The sequence below is a fragment of the Streptomyces sp. NPDC056452 genome (genome assembly GCF_042796085.1).
GTDB lineage: Bacteria > Actinomycetota > Actinomycetes > Streptomycetales > Streptomycetaceae > Streptomyces.
Genome location: NZ_JBHTRI010000029.1, coordinates 78,118 through 104,269 on the forward strand (window position 1 = coordinate 78,118; position 26,152 = coordinate 104,269).

28 protein-coding genes are annotated in these 26,152 nt (G+C 69.2%); 17 read left to right on the forward strand and 11 right to left on the reverse strand.

All coding sequences use genetic code 11. From position 1 onward, the window contains the following. Positions 1–4 precede the first annotated feature (4 nt). Positions 5–364, reverse strand: coding sequence for an ArsR/SmtB family transcription factor (locus ACFQ6X_RS26070; RefSeq protein ID WP_383184820.1), 360 nt, complete (start codon positions 362–364; stop codon positions 5–7). 144 nt (positions 365–508) lie between these two features. On the opposite strand from ACFQ6X_RS26070, the gene ACFQ6X_RS26075 reads away from it, so the two are divergent. After that, positions 509–1,873: an NAD(P)-binding domain-containing protein gene (locus tag ACFQ6X_RS26075; RefSeq protein WP_383184822.1), complete on the forward strand. Its 1,365-nt coding sequence runs from the start codon at positions 509–511 to the stop codon at positions 1,871–1,873. On the opposite strand, the gene ACFQ6X_RS26080 is transcribed toward ACFQ6X_RS26075, so the two are convergent. The 4 genes from ACFQ6X_RS26080 to ACFQ6X_RS26095 all read right to left on the reverse strand — a co-directional run bounded on the left by ACFQ6X_RS26080 (position 1,857) and on the right by ACFQ6X_RS26095 (position 5,797). Continuing rightward, positions 1,857–3,977 (reverse strand): MMPL family transporter, encoded by a 2,121-nt coding sequence (locus tag ACFQ6X_RS26080; RefSeq protein WP_383184823.1) that lies wholly within the window; start codon positions 3,975–3,977, stop codon positions 1,857–1,859. The genes ACFQ6X_RS26075 and ACFQ6X_RS26080 overlap by 17 nt on opposite strands. Before the next feature lie 225 nt (positions 3,978–4,202). Further along, positions 4,203–4,460, reverse strand: a complete 258-nt coding sequence (locus tag ACFQ6X_RS26085; RefSeq protein WP_383184824.1) for a hypothetical protein — start codon at positions 4,458–4,460, stop codon at positions 4,203–4,205. Continuing rightward, the gene (locus tag ACFQ6X_RS26090; RefSeq protein WP_383184826.1) at positions 4,457–4,813 is read right to left on the reverse strand and encodes an ArsR/SmtB family transcription factor; all 357 of its coding nucleotides are present in this window, start codon (positions 4,811–4,813) and stop codon (positions 4,457–4,459) included. The genes ACFQ6X_RS26085 and ACFQ6X_RS26090 overlap by 4 nt, the downstream gene beginning before the upstream one ends. A 399-nt stretch (positions 4,814–5,212) precedes the next feature. Then, positions 5,213–5,797 carry a hypothetical protein gene (locus ACFQ6X_RS26095; protein WP_383184827.1) on the reverse strand — a complete coding sequence of 195 codons (585 nt, stop codon included), beginning with the start codon at positions 5,795–5,797 and terminating at the stop codon, positions 5,213–5,215. A 295-nt stretch (positions 5,798–6,092) separates the two neighbouring features. On the opposite strand from ACFQ6X_RS26095, the gene hemL reads away from it, so the two are divergent. From hemL to ccsB, 7 genes are all read left to right on the forward strand, one after another. After that, the gene (hemL, locus tag ACFQ6X_RS26100; protein WP_383184829.1) at positions 6,093–7,400 is read left to right on the forward strand and encodes a glutamate-1-semialdehyde 2,1-aminomutase; all 1,308 of its coding nucleotides are present in this window, start codon (positions 6,093–6,095) and stop codon (positions 7,398–7,400) included. After that, the gene (locus ACFQ6X_RS26105) at positions 7,397–8,092 is read left to right on the forward strand and encodes a histidine phosphatase family protein (RefSeq protein ID WP_383184830.1); all 696 of its coding nucleotides are present in this window, start codon (positions 7,397–7,399) and stop codon (positions 8,090–8,092) included. The genes hemL and ACFQ6X_RS26105 overlap by 4 nt, the downstream gene beginning before the upstream one ends. Before the next feature lie 176 nt (positions 8,093–8,268). Next, a complete protein-coding gene (locus ACFQ6X_RS26110) occupies positions 8,269–9,525 on the forward strand; it encodes a hypothetical protein (RefSeq protein ID WP_383184832.1) in 1,257 nt (418 codons plus the stop codon). Between the two features lie 67 nt (positions 9,526–9,592). Further along, positions 9,593–10,198 (forward strand): TlpA family protein disulfide reductase, encoded by a 606-nt coding sequence (locus ACFQ6X_RS26115; protein ID WP_383184834.1) that lies wholly within the window; start codon positions 9,593–9,595, stop codon positions 10,196–10,198. Between the two features lie 31 nt (positions 10,199–10,229). Then, a complete protein-coding gene (locus ACFQ6X_RS26120; RefSeq protein ID WP_383184875.1) occupies positions 10,230–10,967 on the forward strand; it encodes a cytochrome c biogenesis CcdA family protein in 738 nt (245 codons plus the stop codon). 4 nt (positions 10,968–10,971) lie between these two features. Beyond that, positions 10,972–12,666, forward strand: a complete 1,695-nt coding sequence (locus ACFQ6X_RS26125; protein WP_383184836.1) for a cytochrome c biogenesis protein ResB — start codon at positions 10,972–10,974, stop codon at positions 12,664–12,666. Then, positions 12,663–13,745 (forward strand): c-type cytochrome biogenesis protein CcsB, encoded by a 1,083-nt coding sequence (ccsB, locus tag ACFQ6X_RS26130; RefSeq protein ID WP_383184837.1) that lies wholly within the window; start codon positions 12,663–12,665, stop codon positions 13,743–13,745. Before ACFQ6X_RS26125 ends, ccsB begins: the two co-directional genes overlap by 4 nt. 53 nt (positions 13,746–13,798) lie before the next feature. Here ccsB and ACFQ6X_RS26135 read toward each other — a convergent pair whose 3' ends face one another. The 3 genes from ACFQ6X_RS26135 to ACFQ6X_RS26145 are packed head-to-tail and all read right to left on the reverse strand — an operon-like array spanning position 13,799 to position 16,253. Further along, a complete protein-coding gene (locus ACFQ6X_RS26135; protein WP_383184839.1) occupies positions 13,799–14,248 on the reverse strand; it encodes a nucleoside deaminase in 450 nt (149 codons plus the stop codon). Then, entirely contained in the window at positions 14,245–15,561 is a 1,317-nt protein-coding gene (locus ACFQ6X_RS26140) for an aldehyde dehydrogenase family protein (RefSeq protein ID WP_383184841.1), read from the reverse strand. The genes ACFQ6X_RS26135 and ACFQ6X_RS26140 overlap by 4 nt, the downstream gene beginning before the upstream one ends. Then, a complete protein-coding gene (locus ACFQ6X_RS26145; RefSeq protein ID WP_383184842.1) occupies positions 15,558–16,253 on the reverse strand; it encodes a type 1 glutamine amidotransferase domain-containing protein in 696 nt (231 codons plus the stop codon). Before ACFQ6X_RS26145 ends, ACFQ6X_RS26140 begins: the two co-directional genes overlap by 4 nt. Positions 16,254–16,424: 171 nt before the next feature. Here ACFQ6X_RS26145 and ACFQ6X_RS26150 point away from each other — a divergent pair, with 171 nt between their 5' ends. Beyond that, positions 16,425–16,865 carry a MarR family winged helix-turn-helix transcriptional regulator gene (locus tag ACFQ6X_RS26150; protein WP_383184843.1) on the forward strand — a complete coding sequence of 147 codons (441 nt, stop codon included), beginning with the start codon at positions 16,425–16,427 and terminating at the stop codon, positions 16,863–16,865. Here the strand turns inward: ACFQ6X_RS26150 and ACFQ6X_RS26155 are convergent. Further along, on the reverse strand, positions 16,860–17,255 hold the full coding sequence (locus ACFQ6X_RS26155) for a PLD nuclease N-terminal domain-containing protein (protein ID WP_383184845.1): 396 nt from the start codon (positions 17,253–17,255) through the stop codon (positions 16,860–16,862). The genes ACFQ6X_RS26150 and ACFQ6X_RS26155 overlap by 6 nt on opposite strands. A gap of 89 nt (positions 17,256–17,344) precedes the next feature. On the opposite strand from ACFQ6X_RS26155, the gene ACFQ6X_RS26160 reads away from it, so the two are divergent. Both ACFQ6X_RS26160 and mqnP read left to right on the forward strand, forming a co-directional pair. Beyond that, positions 17,345–18,802, forward strand: a complete 1,458-nt coding sequence (locus ACFQ6X_RS26160) for a menaquinone biosynthesis decarboxylase (protein ID WP_383184846.1) — start codon at positions 17,345–17,347, stop codon at positions 18,800–18,802. Between the two features lie 17 nt (positions 18,803–18,819). Continuing rightward, entirely contained in the window at positions 18,820–19,704 is an 885-nt protein-coding gene (gene mqnP, locus ACFQ6X_RS26165; RefSeq protein WP_383184876.1) for a menaquinone biosynthesis prenyltransferase MqnP, read from the forward strand. Here mqnP and ACFQ6X_RS26170 read toward each other — a convergent pair. Next, a complete protein-coding gene (locus ACFQ6X_RS26170) occupies positions 19,694–20,290 on the reverse strand; it encodes a rhomboid family intramembrane serine protease (RefSeq protein WP_383184847.1) in 597 nt (198 codons plus the stop codon). The two genes, mqnP and ACFQ6X_RS26170, sit on opposite strands and share 11 nt — an antisense overlap. 114 nt (positions 20,291–20,404) lie before the next feature. Between ACFQ6X_RS26170 and ACFQ6X_RS26175 the strand changes: the two genes are divergently transcribed. Beyond that, entirely contained in the window at positions 20,405–21,085 is a 681-nt protein-coding gene (locus tag ACFQ6X_RS26175; RefSeq protein ID WP_383184848.1) for a UbiX family flavin prenyltransferase, read from the forward strand. 4 nt (positions 21,086–21,089) lie between these two features. On the opposite strand, the gene ACFQ6X_RS26180 is transcribed toward ACFQ6X_RS26175, so the two are convergent. Then, positions 21,090–21,236: a hypothetical protein gene (locus tag ACFQ6X_RS26180; protein ID WP_329215560.1), complete on the reverse strand. Its 147-nt coding sequence runs from the start codon at positions 21,234–21,236 to the stop codon at positions 21,090–21,092. Between the two features lie 121 nt (positions 21,237–21,357). Here ACFQ6X_RS26180 and ACFQ6X_RS26185 point away from each other — a divergent pair, with 121 nt between their 5' ends. From ACFQ6X_RS26185 to ACFQ6X_RS26205, 5 genes are all read left to right on the forward strand, one after another. After that, on the forward strand, positions 21,358–21,813 hold the full coding sequence (locus ACFQ6X_RS26185; protein WP_329209980.1) for an Lrp/AsnC family transcriptional regulator: 456 nt from the start codon (positions 21,358–21,360) through the stop codon (positions 21,811–21,813). Between the two features lie 52 nt (positions 21,814–21,865). Beyond that, positions 21,866–23,029, forward strand: coding sequence for an aminofutalosine synthase MqnE (gene mqnE, locus ACFQ6X_RS26190; RefSeq protein ID WP_329215266.1), 1,164 nt, complete (start codon positions 21,866–21,868; stop codon positions 23,027–23,029). Positions 23,030–23,176: 147 nt separating this feature from the next. Continuing rightward, positions 23,177–23,755: a GNAT family N-acetyltransferase gene (locus ACFQ6X_RS26195; protein ID WP_383184850.1), complete on the forward strand. Its 579-nt coding sequence runs from the start codon at positions 23,177–23,179 to the stop codon at positions 23,753–23,755. A gap of 93 nt (positions 23,756–23,848) precedes the next feature. Next, complete coding sequence (locus ACFQ6X_RS26200) at positions 23,849–24,145, forward strand: DUF4229 domain-containing protein (protein WP_356417790.1); 297 nt, start codon at positions 23,849–23,851, stop codon at positions 24,143–24,145. Between the two features lie 434 nt (positions 24,146–24,579). Further along, positions 24,580–25,944 (forward strand): dicarboxylate/amino acid:cation symporter, encoded by a 1,365-nt coding sequence (locus ACFQ6X_RS26205; RefSeq protein ID WP_383184852.1) that lies wholly within the window; start codon positions 24,580–24,582, stop codon positions 25,942–25,944. Positions 25,945–26,152 lie beyond the last annotated feature (208 nt).

The following is a 26,152-nucleotide window of genomic DNA, read 5'->3' on the forward strand; positions in this document are numbered from 1 at the left end:
CGTCTCAGGCCGCGGTGGTGCGCAGCAGCTGCCCCATCGCGGCCAGTACGGAGGGCTCGACCCGGTAGTAGACCCAGGTGCCGCGCCGCTCGGAGGAGAGCAGGCCGGCCTCCTTGAGCTTCTTCAGGTGGTGGGAGACGGTCGGCTGGGAGACGCCGACGTCGGAGATGTCGCAGACGCAGGCTTCCCCGCCCTCGTGGGAGGCGACCAGCGAGAACAGCCGCAGCCGGACCGGGTCGCCGAGCGCCTTGAACATCGCGGCCGTGCGTACGGCTTCCTCGGAGGTGAGGGCGCGCTCGGTCATGGGCGGGCAGCAGGGCACGGTCTCCGGCTGCAGCAGCGGCAACGCCTGCGTATTCGACATGCATCTATGTTGACACACATCGAATCAGACACTTCGAGATCTTCTGATTCGACATATGTCTATGTTGACGAGCGTCGAATCAAGTGGGAGGCTTGCGGCAGCAGCTCATCGACGGATGTCGAAACAGCAATCGAGGGAGTCGTCGTGACCGTGCCCACTGCCGCCCTGCCCACCGTGGTGATCGGCGCAGGCCCGATCGGCCTGGCCGCCGCAGCCCACCTGCTCGGACGCGGTATCGAGCCCCTCGTCCTGGAGGCCGGTCCGCACGCCGGCAGTGCCGTGCGCGAGTGGAGCCACGTACGGCTCTTCTCGACCTGGTCCGAGCTCGTCGACCCGGCCGCCGCGAAGCTCCTCGCCCCCACCGGCTGGGCCGCACCCGACGCCTCCGGCTATCCCTCGGGGGGCGACTGGGCCGAGCAGTACCTCCAGCCGCTCGCCGACGTCCTGGGCGACCGGGTCCGTTACGGGGCCCGGGTCGGCGGTGTCTCCCGACTCGGCCGCGACCGGGTCGTCGACGCCGCCCGCGACGAGCAGCCCTTCACCGTCCATGTCACCCGCGCCGACGGCGCCGAGGAGCGGATCACCGCCCGCGCCGTCATCGACGCCTCCGGTACGTGGCACACCCCGGGCCCGATCGGTGCCGACGGTCTCCCCGCCCTCGGCGAGCGTGCGGCGGCCGAGCGCATCTCCTACCGGGTCCCCGACCTCGACGACCCCGCCGTACGCGCCCGGTACGCGGGCAGGCGCACCGCCGTCGTCGGCTCGGGTGCCTCCGCCTTCACCGCACTCGCCCAGCTGGCCCGCCTGGCGAAGGAGGCCCCGGGTACGCACGCCCTGTGGATCCTGCGCCGCGGCATCGGCGGCTCCACCTTCGGCGGGGGAGAGGCCGACCAGCTCCCCGCCCGGGGCGCCCTCGGGCTCGCGGCGAAGGCGGCCGTCGACGACGGCCACGCGGACGCGGTCACCGGCTTCCGCACCCTGGCCACGGAGAGGACCGGTGGCGGGCTGGTCCTCGTCGCCGAGGACGGCCGCCGCCTCGACCCGGTGGACGAGGTCATCGCCCTCACCGGTTTCCGCCCCGATACGGACCTCCTGTCCGAACTCCGCCTGGACCTCGACGAACGCCTCCAGGCCCCGGCCGCGCTCGCCCCGCTCATCGACCCCAACCAGCACTCCTGCGGCACGGTCTACCCCCACGGAGTGAAGGAGCTGTCCCACCCGGAGAAGGGCATCCACGTCGTCGGCATGAAGTCCTACGGCCGCGCCCCGACGTTCCTGGCCATGACCGGCTACGAGCAGGTCCGTTCCATCGCCGCCTCCCTCGCCGGCGACCGGGACGCGGCCGAACGCGTCGAGCTGACCCTGCCCGAGACCGGGGTCTGCGGCGGCGCGGGACTCTTCGACGAGGCAGCCGCCACAGGGGCCGATGCCGACGGAGGGGGCTGCTGCGCCGCCCCGACCGTCCTGCAGATCGGTACAGGTGCCCCGGAGGTCACGACCGGCTGCTGATCCGCTCCGCCGGGGCGTCCGGAACGGCCGGCTGCCCGTCGGGTCGGCGCTCCGTGCCCCGGAAGAGCCGGCCCGGCCACCAGAACCAGCGCCCCAGGTCCAGAGCGAGGGCCGGCACCAGGACGGTCCGTACGAGGAAGGTGTCGAGCAGCACGCCGATGCCGACGATGACCCCCATCTGGGCCATCGTCACCAGAGGCAGTCCGGCGAAGACCGCGAAGGTCGCCGCGAGCACCACTCCGGCGGAGGTGATGACTCCTCCGGTGCTGGTCAGGCCCTCCTGTACACCGCGCGCGTGGCCGAGCCCGAGGACTTCCTCCCTGACCCGGTGCATCAGGAAGATGTTGTAGTCGATGCCCAGGGCGACGAGGAAGACGAAGCCCATGAGCGGAATGGACCAGTCGACTCCCGCGAAGCCGAGAACGTGCTCGAACAGGAGGTTCGAGGCCCCGAGTGCCGCGAAGTACGAGAGCACGACGGTGGCCAGCAGGAGCAGCGGGGCGACCAAGGCGCGGAGCAGCAGCACCAGGACGAGGAACACGACCAGGAGGACCACCGGGATGACGGTCCTCAGGTCCCGGTAGGCGGCCCGCTGGGTGTCCAGCGTCTGGGCGGTGGTACCGCCGACCAGCGCCTCCGCACCGCCGACGGCGTGAACGGCCTCGCGGAGGCTGTCGATGCTGTCCTTGGCGGCCCGGCTGTCCGGGGCGTCCTCCAGCACCACGGAGAGGGTGCTCAGTTCGCCGTCAGCCGTACGGTCCGTTTCTTCGACGCGGGCCACGCCGTCGACGTCCGACGCGGCTGCCTTCACCTCGGCCGCCTTTCCGGCGGCCGTGATGATCTTCGCGGGGTCGGAGGCCCCCGACGGGTAGTGCGCGGAGATCCTCTCCTGGGCGAGCACGGACTCGGGCTTGTCCTGGAACATCTCGGACTGGGTGAGGCCCATGTTGATGCCGATGGCACTGAGTGCGAGGACTCCGGGGACGGCGATCGACATCATCCAGGACCAGCGAGGACGACGGGCGACGGCCGATCCGATACGGGACCAGATCGTCCTGGCCCTGTGCGCGGGGGTACCGAACCGGGGGACGAAGGGCCAGAACACCCAGCGTCCTGCGATCACCAGCAGGGCGGGGAGGATCGTGATCATCGCAAGGAAGGCACAGACCACCCCGACCGCGCCGACCAGGCCCATGGAGCGTGAGGAGTTGATGTCGGCCAGCGCGAGGCAGGCGAGGCCGACGGCGACCGTGCCGGCCGATGCGAGGATCGCGGGGCCGGAGCGGCGCAGGGCGATCCTCATCGCCTCGTGCCGGTCCTCGTGCCGGTGGAGTTCCTCGCGGTACCGGGCGATGAGGAGCAGCGCGTAGTCCGTGCCGACGCCGAAGACGAGCACCATGAGGATGCCCGCGCTCTGCGGATCGACGGGCAGGTTCGCGTACGTGGCCAGCAGGTAGGTGCAGGCCTGGGTGAGCACGGCGGCGAAGCCGACGGAGAGCAGGGGGAACAGCCACAGGACCGGGCTGCGGTAGGTGATCAGCAACAGCACGGCGACGACGAGGCCGGTGGCGATCATCAGGGTGGAGTCGAGGGAGTCGAAGACCGCGACCTGGTCGACGAGCGAGCCCGCGGGACCGCCGACCTCGACGTCGACGCCGGGCGGGGCGTTGGAACCGGCGATGTCGCGCAGTTCCTTGACCGCATCGGTCACCTCGCCCTTCGTGTCGAGGGGGACGACAGTCATCAGCGCCTTGCCGTCCTCGGACGCGAGGGGCTGCGAGACCTGCTCGCCGTCGGCGGCGAACCGGGCGAACACCGTACGGTCGGCTGCGGCCTTGGAAGCTGCCGCGGCCGTTTCCTCGCCCGTGTAGACGATGACGGCCGGCATGACGGCGTCGTCTCGGAACCTCTCCAGTTCCGTGTTGACCTGAGCGGATTCGGCGCCGCGAGGCAGGAAGGCGTTGGGGCCGGTCTCCTCGACGTCGGCGACCTTGCCGGCCAGAGGTCCCAGTGCGACGGCGAGGATCAGCCACGCGGCGAGCACGAGCCATTTCGTGGTGCGACTGCCGGGGGCAACCGCGGCCCGCTTGAGCAGCGTTCTCATGAGTAGTCTCCTGGGGTGGAATGCGGCCGGTCGGTGACCGGCCCGGGACGCACGGACCCGCACCGCGGCGTGCAGGTTTGCCGACCTGCCGCGGTGTCCGGGTGGGATGTGCCTGGAATGTGTTCCGCATGGGTACGGCCGGGAGTTACCGCTCCCGGCCGTACCGCTCTGTGTGTCCGCCTGCTCGAACCCGGCGCCCGGCCTCCCGAGTACCCGGCCGGCGCGCTATTCGATCTCGCGCATCATCTTTTCCATCGAAGTGATCGAGGCGCGGGCCTGCGTCAGTTCGTCGAGGGTGCGGCGGTGCAGCTCGACGTTGTCCTCGAGGAGCTCCGCGTATTTCGCCGCCAGGCGCTTGTACTGCTCCTCGCGCGACGCCAGCATGCGGGCCCGCCAGGTGGCGGCCACCTGCCAGACGACCACGATCATGAGGAGGAAGACACCGCCGGCGCCGACCACTCCCGCCCAGTCCGCTCCGTTCATCGCGCAGTCTCCTTCACGGTCTCTTTGTCTTCGTCGGTGATCGTCCGGGCAGCTTGTGCCACGGCCTGAGGGGTCAGTCCGTAGCAGAACGGGGTGACCTCGAAGTACTTCATGGCCTTGCCGTCCTGCGACAGCTCCAGCTCGCCGGTGACGAGCCCTGCCGCCTCCAGCCGCTGCAGGTGCATGTGCAGGAGCGGACGGCCCATGCCCAGTTCGCGGGCGAGCCGGCTCACGTAGTTGCGGCCGCCGTCGACGAGCGCCGCGACGATCCGCATGCGATGCGGATTTCCGAGCGCCGCGAAGACCTTCAGCAGCTCGTCCCCGCTCGGCTGCGGGGCCGGGGCTCCGGGCATCGCTGCCCCCTTCCTGCGTACCTGTCACTCAAAGCTGACACCCCTCGTGCGGACCTGTCAAAGAAACCTGACACATCTCAGGGAGATCTAAGGGTGCCTCGGGGTGAGGTCGGGGGTGAACCGAGCGGAACCGGCGGCGGGGACGCGCGAAGAAAGCGCGCGAAGAAGGCGGCGCGAAGGAAGGCCCCGGCGAAAAGAGGGTCGCGGTGAGAAGGAGGGCAGCTCCCGGGGCGGTCCGCAGTCGTCCACTTGTCCGCCGGCCCGCTCGTCGGTTGGGCGGGCGCATGGCTACCGAGCTCCCCGGCGCAGGACGCGGGCCTGCGATACGGATCGGGCAGCCCGGCGCGAGGAGCGGTTCGGCCCTTCGGGGGGCCGTTCATCGGTTGATGAAGGACCAGGTCAGGGCCAGACCAGGCAGTACGCCTGGTGCCCCGCGTCATGCAGACGGTGGGAGAAGTCCTGCCACTCGTGGAGCAGCTGGTAGACGTTGAACGCGTCGCGCGGGCCGCCGCGGTCCGGGACCGTGGACCAGATGAAGGCCGCCGCGCCGACCGACTCCTCGCCGACGTCCCGCAGTGGGTCGACGACCGTCATCGGAAGTTTGACCACCGCGTAGTCGGGGTGGAGCACGACCAGTTCCAGCGGGGGGACCTTGTTCAGGGGTATGCCCTGTATGCCGGTGAGGACCATGGCCGCCACCGTCTCGGGCTTGATCTTGCTGAACATGCCGCCCATGCCCAGTTCGTCGCCGCCCAGCTCCTCCGGGCGCATCGAAATGGGCACACGTGCGGCAGTGGCGCCGTCGGGGGCACCGAAATACTTGTAGGTCACCCCCACCAGTCCACTGCTCCTGCCCTCGGGACTCCCGGCGCTACCCGCCTGGGTGTCCCGTACGCGTTCGCCCTCACGCCGGTGCCGCCCTCGCCGGGCAGGCTCGGGCCCCAGGTCGTCGGTCCCTTCGCCCACTCCGCCACCGCGATGCATATCTCATCCACCCGACTACTTCTTAGGAGACACAGCCCCCGCCGCGCAACCCGATCATCGTGTCAGTGACCTCCCCCACGAGCGTGCGGTGAAACACCTGTCCGCAAGACCGTCGGTGCCTCTGACACCATGGCATGTGTGAGCTTTCCCTATGACGCCCCAGTTTCGCAGACGCGAGGAGACTGAAGCCCTTTCGTTGTACGAGCCTCATACGGGGAGAGCGCGCTCCCTGCTCACCGGTGGCCGAGAATTCCGGCCAGACCCCCCGAACCTCGAATCGCAGATCAGGACCAAAGTGGCGTATTCATACGAAGCCCCAGTTTCGCAGACGCTTTTCGACCGTGCGTCCCTCGTGACGCCCGGCGGCGTGAACTCTCCCGTGCGTGCCTTCCGGGCCGTGGGCGGTACGCCCCGGTTCATGGTGTCCGGTACGGGTCCGTACCTCACCGACGCCGACGGCCGCGAGTACGTCGACCTCGTGTGCTCGTGGGGGCCGATGATCCTCGGCCACTCCCACCCCGAGGTCATCGCGGCCGTCCAGGACGCGGTCGCCCGGGGTACCTCGTTCGGTACACCCGGTGAGGGCGAGGTCGCGCTCGCCGAGGAGATCGTGGCCCGGATCGAGCCCGTGGAGCAGGTGCGGCTGGTGTCCTCGGGCACCGAGGCGACCATGTCCGCGATCCGGCTCGCCCGCGGGTTCACGGGGCGCGCGAAGATCGTGAAGTTCGCCGGGTGCTACCACGGGCACGTCGACGCGCTGCTGGCCGCCGCCGGCTCCGGTGTCGCCACCTTCGGCCTCCCCGACACGCCCGGTGTCACGGGCGCCCAGGCGGGCGACACGATCGTGCTGCCGTACAACGACCTGGAGGCGGTGCGCGCCGTGTTCGCCGCGCAGCCGGGCGAGATCGCGTGTGTGATCACCGAGGCGTCGCCGGGCAACATGGGCGTCGTACCGCCGCTGGACGGCTTCAACGCCGGGCTGAAGGAGATCTGCGCGGCCGACGGCGCGCTGTACATCTCCGACGAGGTGATGACCGGCTTCCGTACGTCCAGGGCCGGCTGGTACGGCATCGACGGGGTCCGCCCCGACCTGATGACCTTCGGCAAGGTCATGGGCGGCGGCTTCCCGGCCGCGGCCTTCGGCGGCCGTGCCGATGTGATGGCGCACCTGGCCCCCGTCGGCCCCGTCTACCAGGCGGGCACCCTGTCCGGGAACCCGATCGCCACCGCTGCCGGCCTCGCCCAGCTGCGGCTGCTCGACGACGCGGCGTACGTGAAGGTCGACGCGGTCTCCACGGAGCTCCGGGCGCTGGTGGGCGAGGCGCTCACCAAGGAGGGTGTCGCGCACACCGTGTCGGCGGCGAGCAACATGTTCTCCGTCTTCTTCACCGACGAGCCGGTACGCAACTACGAGGACGCGAAGAAGCAGGAAGCTTTCCGCTTCACCGCCTTCTTCCACTCGATGCTGGAGCAGGGCGTCTATCTGCCGCCTTCCGCGTTCGAGTCCTGGTTCGTCTCCACCGCCCACGACGCGCGGGCGGTGGAGCGGATCGCCGCAGCCCTGCCCGCCGCCGCACGTGCCGCATCGGAGGCCACCGCATGAGCGAGACCAGCGCGCGCAGCAAGGACATCACCGTCGTCCACCTGATGCGCCACGGCGAGGTGCACAACCCGGAGGGCGTGCTCTACGGGCGGCGCCCCGGCTACGGACTCTCCGACCTCGGCCGCCGGATGGCCGACCGGGTCGCCGAGCACCTGGACAAGCGCGACATCACCCATGTCGTCGCCTCGCCGCTGGAGCGCGCCCAGGAGACGGCCACCCCGATCGCCAAGTCGCACGGCGTGGACCTGGCCGTCGACGAGCGGCTCATCGAGGCGGCCAACGTCTTCGAGGGCAAGACGTTCGGCGTCGGCGACGGCGCGCTGCGCAAGCCGGACAACTGGAAGCACCTCACCAATCCGTTCAAGCCGTCCTGGGGCGAGCCGTACGTCGAGCAGGTCGTACGGATGATGAGCGCCCTGGACGCGGCGCGCGACGCCGCCCGCGGGCACGAGGCGGTGTGCGTCAGCCATCAGCTGCCGATCTGGATCGTGCGGAGCTTCGTGGAGCGGCGCAGGCTCTGGCACGACCCGCGCAAGCGGCAGTGCACGCTGGCCTCGCTCACGACCTTCACGTACCAGGGCGACAAGATCGTGTCCGTCGGGTACACCGAGCCGGCCCGGGATCTGGTGCCCGCGCATCTGCTCGCGGGGGCGAAGCCGGTGAAGGGGAAGTCCAAGGCGTTCGGGGCATAGAGCCCCGTACGACCCGGGCGTCACTCCTTCGCGGATGCGTGATGTGCAGTACCTGTAAGCGTCTGATCACGTAACAACTTTTGTGATTATCAGCGGAACCGTCGTGTTGCTTTCCTCATCTAAGCCTTCGCCAGTTTGTATGGGCTTGAGGTAAAACGACCGCAGATGGGGACGCTATGCGTGAGATCAACCGAAGGGGCCTGCTCGGGGCGGGGCTCGGCGCCGCAGCCGCTCTCTCCATGAACGGCTGCGGCACCCTGGGATCGTCGGACAGCGGACGTTCCGGTCCCGAGAAGACCCCCAAAGGCGACAAGGGAACGCACGGGAACGGCGGAGGCCCTCCCAAGAAGAACATCAGGCTCATCGGTGACGGTTCCACGGCCGATACCGGAAAGCAGCCGAATCAGCCCGCCGCCCCCGTCCCGCTCGAACCCGGCCAGAAACCGCCGCAGTTCGTGATCTTTTCCTGGGACGGGGCCGGCGAGGTCGGCAACGGCCTCTTCCCCCGCTTTCTCGAAATCGCCGAGGAACACAACGCCGGGATGACCTTCTTCCTCTCCGGGCTGTATGTCCTGCCCGAGTCGAAGAAGTCCCTGTACCGCCCGCCCAACAACCCCAGGGGCGCCTCCGACATCGGTTACCTCACCGACGATCACGTCAAGCAGACCCTCAAGTACGTCCGCCAGGCCTGGCTCGACGGGCACGAGATCGGTACGCACTTCAACGGGCATTTCTGCGGCGGTTCGGGATCCGTCGGCAACTGGTCGGCCGAGCAATGGCAGAGCGAAATCGACCAGGCGATCTCCTTCGTCACCGAATGGCGGACGAACACCGGCTGGACAGACCTCGATCCACTGCCGTTCGACTACCGGAAGGAACTCGTCGGCGCCCGCACCCCCTGTCTGCTCGGCCAGGACAATCTCCTGCCGACCGCGAAACAGCTGGGCTGGCGCTACGACGCGAGCTCGCCCGGCGGCCGGCAGATGTGGCCGGAGAAACGCCAGGGGATCTGGGATCTTCCGCTGCAGGGCGTGCCGTTCCCCGGCCACAGCTTCGAAGTTCTCTCCATGGACTACAACATCCTCGCCAACCAGTCGATGAATTCGACCAACGGCATGCCCGCGCGTTATCCGGGCTGGCGCACCCAGGCCACCGGCGCCTACCTCGCCGGTTTCGATCGCGCCTACGAGACGAACCGCGCGCCTTTCTACATCGGCAACCACTTCGAGGAGTGGAACGGCGGAATCTATATGGACGCCGTCGAGGAAGTGATCAAAAAGATCGCGGACAAGCCGGATGTGCGCCTCGTCTCCTTCCGGCAGTTCGTCGACTGGCTCGACGTGCAGGACCCTGCGGTGCTCGCGAAGCTTCGTACCCTCGAGGTCGGCCAGTCGCCGGACGGCGGCTGGAACACCTTCTTTAAACAGGCCTGACAAGGGGCTTTACGGGCATCGAGGGGGGTGCGGAAGATCCCTGGAACTGCCATGCGAAACTTTTCACATGAGCTCTGGCCGCGCATCCCGACGCCGCTTCACCCTGCTCGCCGCCACAGCAGTGGCCGGTGCACTGACTCTGTCCGCATGCAGCGGTGACGGCACCAAGGCCGGCGGCGGCGGCAACACCAACTTCGTCACCGGCAGCGGTGGCATTTCCACGGTGGCCAAGGGCGAACGCACCGACGTGCCGAAGCTCGACGGCACCACCCTGGACGGCAAGGCTCTCGACATCGCCGACTACAAGGGCAAGGTCGTCGTCCTGAATGTCTGGGGATCGTGGTGCGCCCCCTGCCGCGCCGAGGCCAAGCACTTCGCGAAGGTCGCCCAGGAGACCCAGGACCAGGGCGTCCAGTTCGTCGGGATCAACACCCGGGACCCGCAGAAGGCCGCCGCGATCAACTTCGAGCAGGACTACGGCGTCACCTACCCGAGCCTCTTCGACCCGACCGGCAAGCTCCTTCTCCGCTTCCCCAAGGGCACCCTGAACCCGAAGGCGATCCCGTCGACTGTGGTCGTGGACCGCGACGGGAAGATCGCCGCCCGCACGCTCGCCGCCGTCGACGCCGAGAAGCTGCGCGAGATGATCGACCCGTTGATCGCGGAGAAGTGATCCGGTGCTCCAGCTCGCCGCGACCACCGGAATGAACGAGACGGTCTTCAGCGGGGCCCTCCTGGTCGCCCTGCCCATCGCCCTTCTCGGCGGTCTCGTCTCCTTCTTCTCGCCGTGCGTCCTGCCGCTCGTGCCCGGCTACCTCAGTTACGTCACCGGGGTCAGCGGCACCGATCTGGCGGAAGCCCGGCGCGGCCGGATCGTCGCAGGCGCCTCGCTCTTCGTCCTCGGATTCACCGCGGTCTTCGTCTCCGGCGGCGCGCTCTTCGGCTACTTCGGCGACCGGCTCCAGGAACACAGCGAGGTGCTCTCCAAGGTCCTCGGCGTGCTGATGATCCTGATGGGGATCTTCTTCATGGGGCTGATGCCGTGGATGACGCAGCGGGAGTTCCGCATCCACAAGAGGCCGGTGACCGGACTGGCGGGCGCACCCGTGCTCGGCGCCCTCTTCGGGATCGGCTGGACCCCGTGCCTCGGCCCGACGCTCACCTCGGTCAGCATGCTCGCGATCGACCAGGGGACCGCGGGGCGCGGGGCGGTACTCACCGTGGCGTACTGTCTCGGACTCGGTATCCCCTTCGTGCTGGCAGCGGTCGCCTTCCGTAAGGCACTCGGCGCGTTCGGCTGGGTCAAGCGCCACTACGTATGGGTCATGCGCATCGGCGGCGGCATGATGATCGCGACCGGCGTGCTCCTCCTGACGGGCGCCTGGGACGTGCTCATGCAGGAGATGCAGGTCTGGTCCAACGGCTTCACTGTGGGGATCTGAGTCCATGAGCAACACGAACACCAAGGAAGAGCGCGACCTCGGCGAGGCCGGAGCACAGCTCTCCACCGCCCCGCGCGAGGAGTCCGCCTCCTCCGTACCCGCGATGGGTGTCATCGGCTGGGCCCGCTGGTTCTGGCGGCAGCTCACCTCGATGCGGGTCGCCCTGATCCTCCTGTTCCTGCTGTCGCTCGGCGCCATCCCCGGCTCGCTGATCCCGCAGAACAGCGTGGACGAACTGAAGGTGCAGACCTTCAAGGAAGCCCACACCACGGTCACCCCGGTCTACGAGGCGCTGCAGTTCTTCGACGTCTACAGCTCGGTGTGGTTCTCCGCGATCTACATCCTGCTGTTCGTCTCCCTCGTCGGCTGCATCGTCCCGCGCACCGGCCAGTTCGTCGGCCAGCTTCGCGGCCGCCCGCCCGGCGCCCCGAAGAAGCTGACCCGGCTGCCCGCGTACACCACGTGGCGCACCGACGCCGAACCCGAGCAGGTCCGTGAGGCCGCCCTCGCCATCCTGCGCAAGCGCCGCTTCCGCTCGCACACGGTGGGTGACGCCGTCGCCGCGGAGAAGGGGTACCTGCGCGAGGCGGGGAACCTGATGTTCCACATCGCGCTGATCGTCATGCTGGTCTCCTTCGCCGGAGGACAGCTCTTCAAGTCCGAGGGCGGCAAGCTCGTCGTCGAGAACGACGGCTTCTCCAACACGCTCACCCAGTACGACAACTTCAAGTCGGGCTCGCTCTTCGACACGGACGAGCTCACCCCGTTCAGCTTCACGCTGGACGACTTCGTCGGTACGTACGAGCGCAGCGGCCCCCAGCGCGGCACACCCCGGACCTACGAGGCCCGGGTGACCTACTCCGAGGGCACGGACGGCGCGCCGAAGAAGAAGGTCATCGAGGTCAACAAGCCGCTCGTCGTGGACGGCACCAAGGTCTACCTGAACGCGCACGGCTACGCCCCGGTGATCTCCGTCAAGGACGGCAAGGGCAAGGAGGTCTACAGGACCGCCGTGCCGCTGCTGCCCATCGACAACAACGTCACGTCGACCGGTGCGATCAAGGTGATGGACGGCTACCGCGGCGCCGACGGCAAGAAGACCCAGCTGGGCTTCCAGGCCTTCTTCGTCCCGACGTTCGCGGGTGACGGCCAGGGCACGATGTTCTCCCAGTTCCCCGGTGCCGACTACCCGGTCCTCGCGCTCAACGGCTACTACGGCAGCCTGGGCGTCGACTCGGGACTGCCGCAGAACGTGTACCAGCTCGACACGTCCCAGATGAAGGAGTTCAAGGACAGCAACGGGGACAAGCTCAAGCAGCGGCTGCGCCCCGGCGAGTCCATGAAGCTGCCCGGCGGGGCGGGCACCGTCACCTTCGAGAGCGTCGAGGAATGGGCCAGTTTCCAGATCTCGCGCCAGCCCGCCAGCGGCTGGGCGCTCACCGGCGCCATCGCCGCCATCGCCGGACTCGCCGGGTCGCTCTTCATCCAGCGGCGCCGGGTGTGGGTGAAGGCCGTACGGGGAACGGACGGCGTCACCGTCGTCGAGATGGCCGGCCTGGGCCGCAGCGAGTCCGCGAGGCTTCCCGAGGAGCTGGCCGGTCTCGCGGTCGCGCTCAACACCGAGGCGCCCACGGCGCCCGATCCCGATCCCGTGCCCGAACAACCTTCCGAAGAACCTGCTGAAGGGGCTGAGAAGTGAGTCTCGCCGCCGCAACCAACGAGAATCTGGCGAACATCAGCAACACGCTGATCTATTCGTCGATGGCCGTCTACACCCTGGCCTTCTTCGCGCACATCGCGGAGTGGGTGTTCGGCAGCCGCAGCAAGGTCGGCCGTACGGCCGCCGCGCTGACCGGGTCCGCCACCGCGGGCCCCGCGGTGAAGGCGCAGGCCGCACAGAACTCCGGCGGTACGGCCGTGCTGGACCGCCCCAGGATCGTCACCCGCTCCGCCGCGGGCACCCGGGACGTCCCGGACGGCCCCGGAGCCGCGGGCGGCACGTTCAAGGGCGACCTGTGGGGGCGGATCGCGGTCTCCCTGACCGTGGTGGCCTTCGCCGTCCAGGCCGGCGGAGTCGTCGCCCGGGCCGCGTCGGTGCAGCGCGCCCCCTGGGGCAACATGTACGAGTTCTCGATCACCTTCTCCACCGTGGCGGTCGGCGCCTACCTCATCCTGCTGGCCCTGCGGAAGAACGTCCGCTGGATCGGTCTGCTGCTGATCACCACGGTCCTGCTGGACCTCGGCATCGCCACCACGACGCTGTACACCGACAGCGACCAGCTCGTGCCCGCGCTGCACTCCTACTGGCTGTGGATCCACGTCTCCACGGCCATCATCTGCGGTGCCGTCTTCTACCTCGGCGCCGTCGGCACGCTGCTCTACCTGTTCCGCGACAGCTACGAGAACAAGCTCGCGGGCGGCGGCACGCCCGGAAAGTTCGCGGCCTCCGTGCTGGAGCGGCTGCCCTCGGCGAAGTCCCTGGACACCTTCTCGTACCGCATCAACGCGGCCGTCTTCCCGCTGTGGACGTTCACGATCATCGCGGGCGCGATCTGGGCGGGCGACGCCTGGGGCCGCTACTGGGGCTGGGACCCCAAGGAGGTCTGGTCCTTCATCACCTGGGTCGCGTACGCCTGCTACCTGCACGCCCGCGCGACGGCCGGCTGGAAGGGCCGCAAGGCCGCCTACCTGGCGCTGATCGCCTTCGGCTGCTGGCTCTTCAACTACTACGGCGTCAACATCTTCGTCACCGGCAAGCACTCCTACGCCGGAGTCTGAGCACAGCACGAAGGGCGCGGTCCGCAGGTGCGGACCGCGCCCTTCGTCGTTCCTCATTCCTCGCCGATGTCCTCGTGCCACAGCTCCGGACGGTCCCGGACGAACGCACGCATCAGCGCGACGCACTCCGGGTCGTCGAGCAGCACGATCTCCACCCCGTGCCCGGCCAGCCAGTCGTGGCCGCCGTGGAAGGTCTCGGCCTCGCCGATCACCACCCGGGAGATCCCGAACTGCCGGACCAGACCGCTGCAGTACCAGCACGGCGAGAGCGTGGTCACCATCGTCGTGCCCCGGTACGAGCGCTGTCGGCCGGCCGCCCGGAACGCCGCCGTCTCCGCGTGCAGGGACGGATCGCCGTCCTGGACACGGCGGTTGCGGCCCCGGCCGAGCAGGGTGCCGTCCGCCCCGTACAGAGCGGCGCCCACCGGGACGCCGCCCTCCGCGAGGCCCTCCCGGGCCTCGGCGAGTGCGACCGCCAGCCAGTCGGCGTACGGAGGGCTCACCGGGCCAGCGGGGTGTCGAGGACGGCCTTGCGGTGGCTGAACGTCTCCAGGGAGTACCGGCCGTGGTAGTTGCCCATGCCGCTCTCTCCGACCCCGCCGAACGGCAGGTCGGACACGGTCAGATGGGCCAGCGGCAGGCCCAGGCCCACGCCCCCCGAGGAGGTCTCGGCCAGCAGCCGCTCCCGGACGGCGGGGGAGTGCGTGAAGGCGTACAGCGCCAGCGGCTTGTCCCGGTCGTTGATGAAGCCGATGGCCTCGTCGAGCCCGTCGACCGTCACGATCGGCAGTACGGGGCCGAAGATCTCCTCGCCCATGACGGGGGCGTCCGGCGCCACATCGGCCAGCACGGTCGGCGCGATGTACTTGTCGGCACGGTCGTGGGTGCCGCCCGTGACCGTACGGCCGGAGTCCAGCAGCCCCACCAGCCGGTCGAAGTGGCGCTCGTTGACGATCCGCCCGTACTCGGGGTGGGCCGAGGCTTCCTGTCCGTACAGCCCCTCGACCGCCGCCGCGAGCGCGTCCGCCAGGGCGGGCGCGGTCTCCGGGTCGGTCAGGACGTAGTCGGGGGCGACGCAGGTCTGGCCGGCGTTGAGGAACTTGCCCGCGGCCAGCCGTGCGGCCACCGTCGCCAGATCCGTGTCCCGGTCGACGAAGACGGGCGACTTGCCGCCCAGTTCGAGGGTGACCGGGGTGAGGTGGCGGGCGGCGGCGGTCATGACGATCCGGCCGACCGTGCCGTTGCCGGTGTAGAAGATGTGGTCGAAGCGCTCGGCCAGCAGCGCGGTGGTCTCCGGGACGGCACCCTCGACCACGGCGACCGCGTCGGCGTCCAGATACCGCGGCAGCAGCCGGGCCACGGCGGCGGAGGTCGCGGGCGCCAGCTCGCTGGGCTTGGCGACGACGGCGTTGCCCGCGGCCAGCGCACCGGCCAGTGGAGCGAGCAGCAGCTGCACCGGGTAGTTCCACGGCGCTATGACGAGGACCACGCCCAGCGGGTCCTGCACCGTGTGGGCGGTGGCTCCGGCGAGTGCCGCGGGTACGGGGGCGGGCTCGGGCCGCAGCCAGCCCTCCAGCCGCTCCAGGGTGTGGTCGATCTCGCGGACCGTGAAGTCGATCTCGGTCCGGTAGGCCTCCTTGCGGCTCTTGCCGAGGTCGGCGCGGAGCGCCTCGGCCAGCTCGTCACCCGACTCGGTGAGCAGGGCGCGCAGCCGCGTCAGCTGGGAGGTGCGCCAGTCGAGGCCCTTGGTGCGTCCGGTACGGAAGGTGCCGCGGAGGCGGGCGACGACCTCGGCCGGCGTCTCGGCGCCGCTCACAGGGCCGCCATGATCTCGCGGGCCAGCTGTTCCGAGGAGGCCGGGTTCTGTCCGGTGTGCAGATTGCGGTCGTGCACGGTGTGGGGCCCCCAGGGGTCCCCGGCGGAGTAGTCCGCGCCGAGTTCCACGAGCCGGTTCTCCAGCAGCCAGGGGGCCTTCGTGGCCAGGCCGGCCTGGGTCTCCTCCGTGTTGCTGAATCCGGTCAGGCGGTAGCCGGCGAAGGGCCAGCTGCCGTCCTCGCGGCGGGCGGGCAGCAGGGCGGCGGGGGCGTGGCACAGGATGCCCAGGTGCGTGCCGGAGTCCAGGGCGGCGGTGAGGAGGCGGCCGGACACCTCGCTGACGGCCAGGTCCTCCATGGGGCCGTGGCCGCCGGGGTAGAAGACCACGTCGTACGAGGTGGGCACGACGTCCTCGAGGCGGGCGGGGATGCGGAGCGTCTCGTCGATCGCCGCGAGGTACGAGGCGACGGCATCGGCCTGCTCCTGGCCCCCGTTGGCCTCGGCGGCCAGGCTGGCCGTGTCCACGGTGGGGGCGACGCCGCCCGGGGTGGCGATGGTGATGTCGAATCCGGCCTGGGTGAAGACGCGGTGCGGGGCGGCGAGCTCCTCGGCCCAGAAGCCGGTGGGATGGGTGGTGCCGTCGTTGAGGGTCCAGTGGTCTGCACCGGTGAGGACGAACAGAACGGAGGGCATGGGGGGTGCTCCCTACGAGACGCGAGACGCAAGACACGAGCAAAGCTTGATATGCTCAAGCAATACAGTTCATGTAACTGCCAAAAGTTGAGCATGTCAAATGAATGCGTCGCGTGGCGGGCACGGTTCCGGGCCTCGGGGCCACGCGTACAGATCGAAGGATGACCGACCATGACGACGGAACCGGCACCCCGCGCCGTCCCTACTCCGGACGAACTGCTGGAACCCCTCGCGGTCGTCGTCCGCGGTCACCACGACGACCTCACCGCCGTCGCCGCCCGCCACGGCCTCAGCACCTCGCAGGCGCGTGCGCTGATCGCCCTGAACGAACCCATGCCGATGAGTGCCCTGGCCCATCACCTGGTCTGCGACGCGTCCAACGCCACCGGCCTGATCGGCCGTATGGAGACCCGCGGCCTCGTCACCCGCACCCCGGCCCCCGACGACCGCCGCTCCAAGGTCGCCGCCCGCACACCGGACGGCACCGAGCTGGCCCACCGCATCCGCGCCGAGATGCGCGTCGTGCGTGGCGCCCTGGAGGCGCTCACCCCTCAGGAGCGCACGGCGCTGCTGCCCCTCCTCAACCGGCTGGGGCAGCTGCTGTCCTCATGAGGAGGCGTCGCCGGACCCTGCCCCGTCCTCGCGGCGCTTCATCTCGTCCTCGCGGCGGCGCAGATCCGCTTCCCAGTCCTTCAGGAGCGACTCGTCCCGGGCGTTCTCGTCCTTGATCGACTTCAGGAAGTCCGGGTTGTCGTCCGGCGCCACCCATGTGGTGCGGTGGTTGCGGTGCCACTCGGAGGGCGTACGGCCTCCGGTGGGCGGCACCCGCAGCTTGCCGGCCGCGAACCAGACGATCGGGCCCACGATCCAGAACAGCAGGATGATGAAGACCCAGGCCAGCTTCGGCAGGTGCTTGGCCTCGTCCTCCGGCGTGTTCAGGCAGTCTATGAACGCGTAGATCGTGAGTGCGAGCGGCAGAAGATAGATCAAGGCCCTGAGCATCGTGGAAGGGTCCCCCGAGAAAAGGTGAGGGGCGCACTGTCCCGCCCCGGTGACGGGCCCAGGGTAGCGGGTGGCCGATACTTGTCCGCATGGCTTACGACGATCTTCGCTCCCTGCTCCGGGCTCTGGAGCGCGAGGGCGATCTCAAGCGCATCAAGGCCGAGGTCGACCCGTATCTGGAGGTCGGCGAGATCGTCGACCGGGTGAACAAGGCGGGCGGGCCCGCGCTGCTCTTCGAGAACGTCAAGGGGGCGTCCATGCCCCTGGCCATGAATGTCTTCGGGACCGACCGGCGGCTGCTCAAGGCGCTCGGGCTGAAGTCCTACTCCGACATCAGCGACAAGATCGGCGGCCTGCTCAAGCCGGAGCTGCCGAACGGCTTCGTCGGGGTCCGCGAGGCGTTCGGGAAGCTCGGCTCGATGGTCCATGTGCCGCCGAAGAAGGTGAAGTCCGGGAGCGCACCGGTCCAGGAGGTCGTCCTGACCGGCGACGACGTGGACCTGGAACAGCTGCCGGCGCTCTTCACCTGGCCCGAGGACGGCGGCTCGTTCTTCAACCTGGGCCTCACCCACACCAAGCACCCCGAGACCGGCATCCGCAACCTCGGGCTCTACCGGCTGCAGCGTCACGACAAGCGCACCATCGGCATGCACTGGCAGATCCACAAGGACAGCCGCAACCACTACCAGGTCGCCGCCAAGCGCGGTGAACGGCTGCCCGTCGCCATCGCGTTCGGGGCGCCGCCCGCGGTGACGTACGCCTCCACGGCGCCGCTGCCGGGGGACATCGACGAGTACCTCTTCGCCGGCTTCGTCCAGGGCAAGCGGATCGAGATGGTCGACTGCAAGACCGTCCCGCTCCAGGTCCCGGCGCAGGCCGAGGTCGTCATCGAGGGGTGGCTGGAGCCGGGCGAGATGCTCCCCGAGGGGCCCTTCGGCGACCACACCGGCTTCTACACACCGCAGGAGCCCTTCCCCGCGCTGACGATCGACTGCGTGACGATGCGGAAGCGTCCGCTGCTGCAGTCGATCGTGGTGGGCCGGCCGCCGACGGAGGACGGGCCGCTGGGGCGGGCCACCGAGAGGTTCTTCCTCCCGCTGCTCAAGATCATCATCCCGGACATCGTGGACTACCACCTGCCCGAGGCGGGCGGCTTCCACAACTGCGCGATCATCTCGATCGACAAGAAGTACCCGAAGCACGCCCAGAAGGTGATGAGTGCCGTCTGGGGCGCGCACATGATGTCGCTGACCAAGCTCATCGTGGTCGTGGACGCCGACTGCGACGTCCACGATCTGCACGAGGTCGCCTGGCGGGCGCTCGGCAACACCGACTACGCCCGCGACCTGCTCCTCACCGAAGGGCCGGTCGACCATCTCGACCATGCCTCCTACCAGCAGTTCTGGGGTGGCAAGGCGGGCATCGACGCGACCCGGAAGCTGCCCGAGGAGGGCTACACGCGGGACGGGGGCTGGCCGGAGATGGTCGAGTCCGACCCCGACACGGCGGCGAAGGTCGACCGCCGCTGGAAGGAGTACGGCCTGTGAGCGCCTCCGCCGCTGCGATGCCGCAGCCCCGCAGCACGCCCCGTGCGTTCCTGCGGCTGGTGATGATCGAGCACTCGGTGTTCGCCCTGCCGTTCGCGTACATCGCCGCGCTGACCGCGATGTTCCAGCTGGACAAGGACATCCACTGGGGCACCCTGCTGCTCGTGACCGTCGCCATGGTCGGGCTGCGGACGTTCGCCATGGCTGCCAACCGGATCATCGACCGGGAGATCGACGCCCGTAACCCCCGCACCGCGGGCCGTGAACTGGTCACCGGTGCGGTCTCGGTGAAGTCGGCGTGGACCGGTGCGATCGTCGCCGTCGTCGTCTTCCTCGGCGCGGCCGCCCTGCTGAATCCGCTCTGTCTGGCGCTGGCACCTGTCGCCGTCGTGCCGATGGTCGTCTACCCGTACGGCAAGCGGTTCACGAACTTCCCGCACGCGATCCTCGGCATCGCCCAGGCCATCGGGCCGATCGGCGCCTGGCTCGCGGTGACCGGCAGCTGGTCGTGGGACGCGGTGATCCTCGGCCTGGCCGTCGGGATCTGGATCGGCGGTTTCGACCTGATCTTCGCCTGCCAGGACGTGCAGGCCGACCGGGCCCACGGGGTGCTCTCCTTCCCGGCGCGCTTCGGAATCCCGGCGGCCCTGTGGGGCGCGCGGGTCTGCCACGTCGTGACGACCGGGCTGCTGGTCTGGTTCGGCCTGGCGACGGACGCGCAGGTCTTCTACTGGATCGGCATGGCGATCGTCGCGGCGGCCTTCGTGTACGAGCACCGGGTGGTGCGGCCGCACGATCTGTCCCGGCTGAACCGGGCGTTCTTCTCGGTCAACGGGTTCATCGGGATCGCGCTGTTCGCCTGTGCGCTGCTCGACCTGCTGGTGCGCGGTCTCACACCGTGACGGCACCGGCCGTACGGCGGGGGCGGCGGAAGGCGAAGGCCGCCGCCACCCCGCCCACGAGGCCGAAGAGGTGGCCCTGCCAGCTGATGCCGGAGTCGGTCGGCAGCACGCCCCAGAGCAGTGAGCCGTAGACCGCGGCGATGACCAGGCCGACCACGATGTCGAGGGGTCGGCGGTCCACGAAGCCGCGGACCAGTAGATAGCCGAAGAGGCCGAAGACGACACCGGACGCGCCGAGCGTGACCGTGTTCGGGGGCGCGGTGAGCCAGACGCCGAGGCCGCCCGTCACGATCACCACCAGGACCACGGCGGCGAACCTGCGTATCCCCGCGAGCGCCGCGATGAAGCCGAGCACCAGCAGCGGGACGCTGTTGGAGGCCACATGCTCCCAGCCGCTGTGCAGGAACGCGGACGGCACGATGTCGACGAGCTCCGCGGGCTCACGCGGGCTGATGCCGTACGTGTCGAGGGAGTGGCCGGTCGCCGTGTCGATGCCTTCCAGCACCCACAGCAGCGCGATCCAGCCCAGCATCACGGCGCCCGCCGTGACGGCCCGTGCGGTGGCGCCTGCGCGCGTACCGGTCATGGTCACCCCCTGGTCCATGGCTGTCCCTTCACCTGACGGAACGTACGGAGTACCTGGCTCGGTTCCTGACCGGGGGTGCCGGATAGGCTCGGTGGTGTGGATTCCGGGACTTCAGTGAGTCAGCAGCAGCGCAGGCCTTGGATTGTCGGGGTGTCCGGCGCATCGGGGACGCCGTTCGCCGCCTCGGTCCTGCGGGGGCTGCTGGCCGCGGGGGAGAGTGTCGACCTGGTGGTGAGCCGTGCCTCGCGCCTCACCCTTCTGGACGAGACGGGGATCGCCTTCCGCGACGCGCACTGGCGGGAGGACCTGGGCGACTGGCTGGCGCGGGGGGCCGACGGGAAGCCGCACACCTTCGGGGTGAGCGGGACGGATCTCGGTCGCGTACGCCACTGGGCGGCCGGCGATCTGGCGGCCGGGCCGTCATCGGGGTCCTACCCGGCGAAGGGGATGCTCATCGTGCCGGCGTCGACGGCCTGTGTGGCCGGGGTGGCACTCGGGCTGTCCAAGGATCTGCTGCAGCGTGCCGCGAGCGTCACGCTCAAGGAGCGGCGGAGGCTGGTCGTCGCGGTCCGCGAGACCCCGCTGAGCGGGCAGACGCTGAAGCAGATGGTCGCGCTCGACGAGGCGGGCGCAGTGGTGCTGCCCGCCTCTCCGGCGTTCTACGCGGGTGCGACGCACATCCAGGATCTGGTGGACTTCGTCGCGGGGCGGGTGCTGGACGCGGCAGGGGTGCCGCACCAGCTGTACCGCCGGTGGGAAGGAGAGCTCGGTGGGGGCTCCCGTGAAAGGTCCTAGCCGGTCAGCGCTTCTTGGGCGTGCGCGGGGCGCGGGTCTTGTCGACGCGGTGCGCGGCGGCGGGCTGGTGGGCACGCGAGCGGTTGGCCAGGTCCTGCAGCTCGCGCATCCGGGCGTAGGCCATCTCGATCGTGTACACGGTGAAGTTCACTCCTGAAGATTCGAAAGCATTTCTTGGATGTTCTGAAAGATTTGCAGGGTCTGGGCCCTGCATGCCTTAGATTCTACACTTAAACTCGCGGTACTGCTGAACAATGGAAGGTTTCAGTCATATGGACGCGGTGGACAGGCAGCTCATCCAGGCCCTCAGAGAGAACGGCAGGGCCTCGTATGCCGAGCTGGGACGGCTCGTGGGGCTCTCCGGGCCCAGCGTCACCGACCGGATCAACCGGCTGGAAACCGCCGGTGTCATCACCGGCTACCGCGCGACGGTCGCCTCCGCGTCGCTGGGACTCGGGGTCACCGCGCTGATCGGCATCTCGCTCTCCGACGCCGCCGACCACGAGGACGTCGCGCACCGGCTGAAGGACCTCGCCGAGATCGAGGACTGCTGGTTCATCGCGGGCGACGACTCGTACATGCTCAAGGTGCGGGTCGGTGACGTGGACGGCCTCGAGAAGACGATCCGCCGGCTCAGTGGTACGAAGGGGGTCTCCCGGACCCGTACGACGATCGTGCTCTCCACCAAGTGGGAGAACCGGGTCGGGGAACTGCCCGACGAGGCATAGGCGTACGGTTGGTTGCCGGAGTCTGTTACGTAGAGATATGGGAGGGGCACTGGTGGACGCGGGACTCAAGCGCGAGCTGGAGGAGAAGGTCCGGGCCGGCGAGCGGCTGACCCGCGAGGACGGGATCGCGCTCTACGAGTCCGACGACCTGGCCTGGCTCGGCGGGCTGGCCCACGAGGTGCGTACGAGGAAGAACGGCGACGTCGTCCACTTCAACGTCAACCGCCACCTCAACATGACCAACGTGTGCACCGCGTCCTGCGCGTACTGCTCGTTCCAGCGGAAGCCGGGCGAGAAGGACGCGTACACGATGCGCATCGAGGAGGCCGTCCGCCTCGCCAAGGCGATGGAGAACGAGAACCTCACCGAGCTGCACATCGTCAACGGGCTGCACCCCACCCTGCCGTGGCGCTACTACCCCCGTTCGCTCAGCGCGCTCAAGGAAGCCCTGCCGAACGTGGGGCTCAAGGCGTTCACGGCGACGGAGATCCACCACTTCGAGACGATTTCGGGGCTCTCGGCGTCCGAGATCCTCGACGAGCTGATCGAGGCCGGTCTGGAGTCGCTGACCGGCGGTGGCGCGGAGATCTTCGACTGGGAGGTCCGCCAGCACATCGTCGACCACAACACCCACTGGGAGGACTGGTCGCGCATCCACCGTCTCGCGCACGAGAAGGGGCTCAAGACCCCGGCGACGATGCTGTACGGGCACATCGAGGAGCCCCGTCACCGCGTCGACCACGTGCTGCGGCTGCGGGAGATGCAGGACGAGACCGGCGGCTTCCAGGTCTTCATCCCGCTGCGCTACCAGCACGACTTCGTGGACATGAAGGACGGCAAGGTCCGCAACACGCTCCAGGCGCGGACGTCGATGGCGACCGGCGCGGAGGCGCTGAAGACCTTCGCGGTCTCGCGGCTGCTCTTCGACAACGTTCCCCACGTCAAGGTGTTCTGGGTGATGCACGGGGTGCAGACCGCGCAGCTCGCGCTCCAGCACGGCGCGGACGACATGGACGGCTCGGTCGTCGAGTACAAGATCACGCACGACGCGGACGACTACGGCACGCCGAGCAAGCTCGGCCGTGAGGACCTCCTGGACCTGATCCGGGACGCGGGCTTCCGGCCGGTGGAGCGCAACACCCGGTACGAGATCCTGCGCGAGTACCCGGGTCCGGACGCCGACCGGCGCGAGTCGCCGCAGCCGATGCGCGTCTGAGGGAGTTCCGGTTCCCGGTTCCGTTCCCGTTTCGTGAAAGCCCCGGCCAGCCGTCCCCGGCCGGGGCTTTCGCATGGGCTGCCGCGTGGCCTTCTCGCGTGGTGGACACCGGTTGAGAGGCAGAGGGGTAATAGTTAATCTGCTGCTATGGCACTTACATTTGAGGTGGATCCCCCGTTCGACCGGGCGCTGCGGGACAGCATCACCGCGCTCTGGGTCGACGTCACCAACGCGGGCGGAGCCGTCGGCTTCGTGCCACCCGTCACCGCCGAGGAGGTCCGGCCGGAGCTGGTCAGGCACCTGGCCGGGATGGCCGAGGGCCGCACCCGCCTGGTCGTCGGACGGGACGAGGGCGGCGCTGTGGCCGCCACCGCCTTCCTCACGCACAACTCCCACCGGCTGATGCGGCACTGGATCGGGCTCTACACGGTGATGGTCCACCCCCGCCACCAGGGCAGGGGCTTCGGGCGCGAACTGATGGCCGCCTCGGCCGACGCCGCCCGCGCCATCGAGGGCATCGACGCCATCCGGCTCACCTGCCGCGGCGGCACCGGGGCCGACCGCTTCTACTCCTCCTGCGGATACCAGGAGGTGGGGCGGGTCCCGAACGCGATCAGGGTGTCCGAGGACGACTACCGCGACGACATCATCATGCTGCTCCCGCTCCTCCGGCAGGACAGCCCCTCCGCGGGCCGGCTCGTGGAAACGGGGAGCCCTGCGAACTGATCGAATTCGGGGCATGCTTCACTGGTCGGGCAGAATCGTGGAACCGCAGACCGCGCGACCGCAGGAACGTCGGACGTAGAGAGAAGGCCAGCCGTGTCCGCTGCCAAGCCGAGCGCAACGATCCGCTACACCGCGATGCGCCTGCTGATTTTCGTGGGCTGCTTCTTCGTCTCCGGTGTGGCCGTCCACTTCGGTGTGCTGCCCGCGGGGCTCGGTGGATCCAACCTCGTCTGGGTCATCCTGCTCGGCCTGCTCCTCTCCGCGCCCCTCAGCTTCGTCCTCCTGCGCAAGCAGCGCGACGAGATGTCCGCCCAGCTCATCTCCACGGTCGACCGGACCAAGGCCAAGCTCGAGGCGAACCGCACGCGCGAGGACAGCGTCACCCAGTAAGCGCCGCGTAAGGTTCCTCACACCACGCGGCCCCGTACGCACGAAGCCCCCGGACCGGAGCACTCGCTCCAGTGCCGGGGTTTCGGCGTTTCCGGGCCGTGCGCGCCGCTTCCGGGCCCGCCCGGCGAGCGCGGGAGGCGGTCGTGGCGCATCCCTTCGTCAAAGCAGACCTTTGAGGTTCTCAAAGTACAAGTGTTAACGTGTTCGACATGAACGCAGCAGTGCGCCCCTTTCACACCATGAGCCCCCCGCTCGTGGCGCGCCTGCATGTCGATCTCTGCCGCTGTATGTCCGCGGTCTGTTGCCGCAACGTCTGAACCGGCATCATGCAGCGGCGCCGCCCCTGACGCGGGCGCCGCACCCCCGTCCCCGTTCGACCGCACGTAGGTACGTCCGTCCCCGTACGTCCCGATGCGCACATCTGGAGTGTGTCCGTGTCCGCGAATTCCGCGTCCCCCGCGACCGATGCCGGTAAGTCCACCGGCTCCGGTTTCCGCATACCCAAGGTCCCGTTCTGGGTCCAGATCGTCGCCGGTCTGGTCCTGGGTGTCCTGCTCGGCTGGCTCGCCCGCAGCCAGGACATCAGCTGGCTCTACACCACGCTCGACCAGGTCGGCAGCATCTTCGTCCAGCTGCTGAAGCTGGCCGTCGCGCCCCTCGTCTTCTTCGCGATCCTGGTGTCGATCACCAACCTGCGCAAGGTCAACAACGCCGCGAGGCTGGCGACCCGCACGCTGCTCTGGTTCATGATCACCTCGCTCATCGCGGTCGCCATCGGCCTCGCGATCGGGCTGGTCACCAACCCGGGCTCCGGTACCGGCCTCACCCCGAAGGACGGCGCCAAGCCCGAGCACGCCGGCTCCTGGATCGACTTCCTGACCGGCATCATCCCGACGGACGTCATCACGCCGTTCACCGAGCTGAACGTGCTGCAGATCGTCTTCATGGCTGCCGTCGCCGGTATCGCCGCGCTCCAGCTCGGCGACAAGGCCAAGCCCATCCTCTCCCTCAGCGAGTCGATCCTGGAGCTCCTCCAGAAGGCCCTGTGGTGGGTCATCCGCCTCGCCCCGATCGGCACCGTCGGCCTCATCGGCTACGCGATCGCCGACTACGGCTGGGACCTGATCGGCAAGTACGCCACGTTCACCGCCGACGTCTACATCGGCTGCGCCCTGGTGATGTTCGGCGTCTACCCGCTGCTCCTCGCCACGGTCGCCAAGGTCAGCCCGCTGCAGTTCTTCAAGGGCGCCTGGCCCGCGATCCAGCTGGCCTTCGTCTCCCGCTCCTCCGTCGGCACGATGCCGGTCACCCAGAAGGTCACCGAGCGTCTCGGTGTCCCGAAGGAGTACGCCAGCTTCGCCGTCCCGTTCGGCGCCACGACGAAGATGGACGGCTGCGCCGCGATCTACCCGGCGCTGGCGGCGATCTTCATCGCGCAGATCTTCGACGTCCAGCTGGGCATCGGTGACTACATCCTGATCGCGTTCGTCTCGGTGATCGGCTCGGCCGCCACCGCCGGTCTCACCGGCGCCACGGTCATGCTGACGCTGACCCTGTCGACGCTGGGCCTGCCGCTGGAGGGCGTGGGCCTGCTGCTCGCCATCGACCCGATCCTGGACATGATGCGCACCGCCACGAACGTGGCCGGACAGGCGCTGGTCCCGGTGATCGTCTCGGCCCGCGAGAACATCCTCGACCACGACAAGTACAACTCGGCGTCGGCCTCCCCGGTCGACGAGGTCGAGGTCGAGGTCGAGGCCGAGACCGCGAAGCCGTCGGCGGTACCCGTCCCCGCGTGACGCCACCAGGCCCGTAGGAAACGTGCCCTGCACCCCGACCGGGGTGCAGGGCACGTTCCGTCGGAGGGGACGGGCGCCGCGGACGCCCCGTGCGCCATCACGAACAGCGCCACCATCTCGGGGCTGCGCTTCAGGCCGAACGCGCCTTGACCCCCGTGCGCGGGCGCTGTGAGCCACCCGTCGCCCACACCGCCCGCACTCCCGTCCT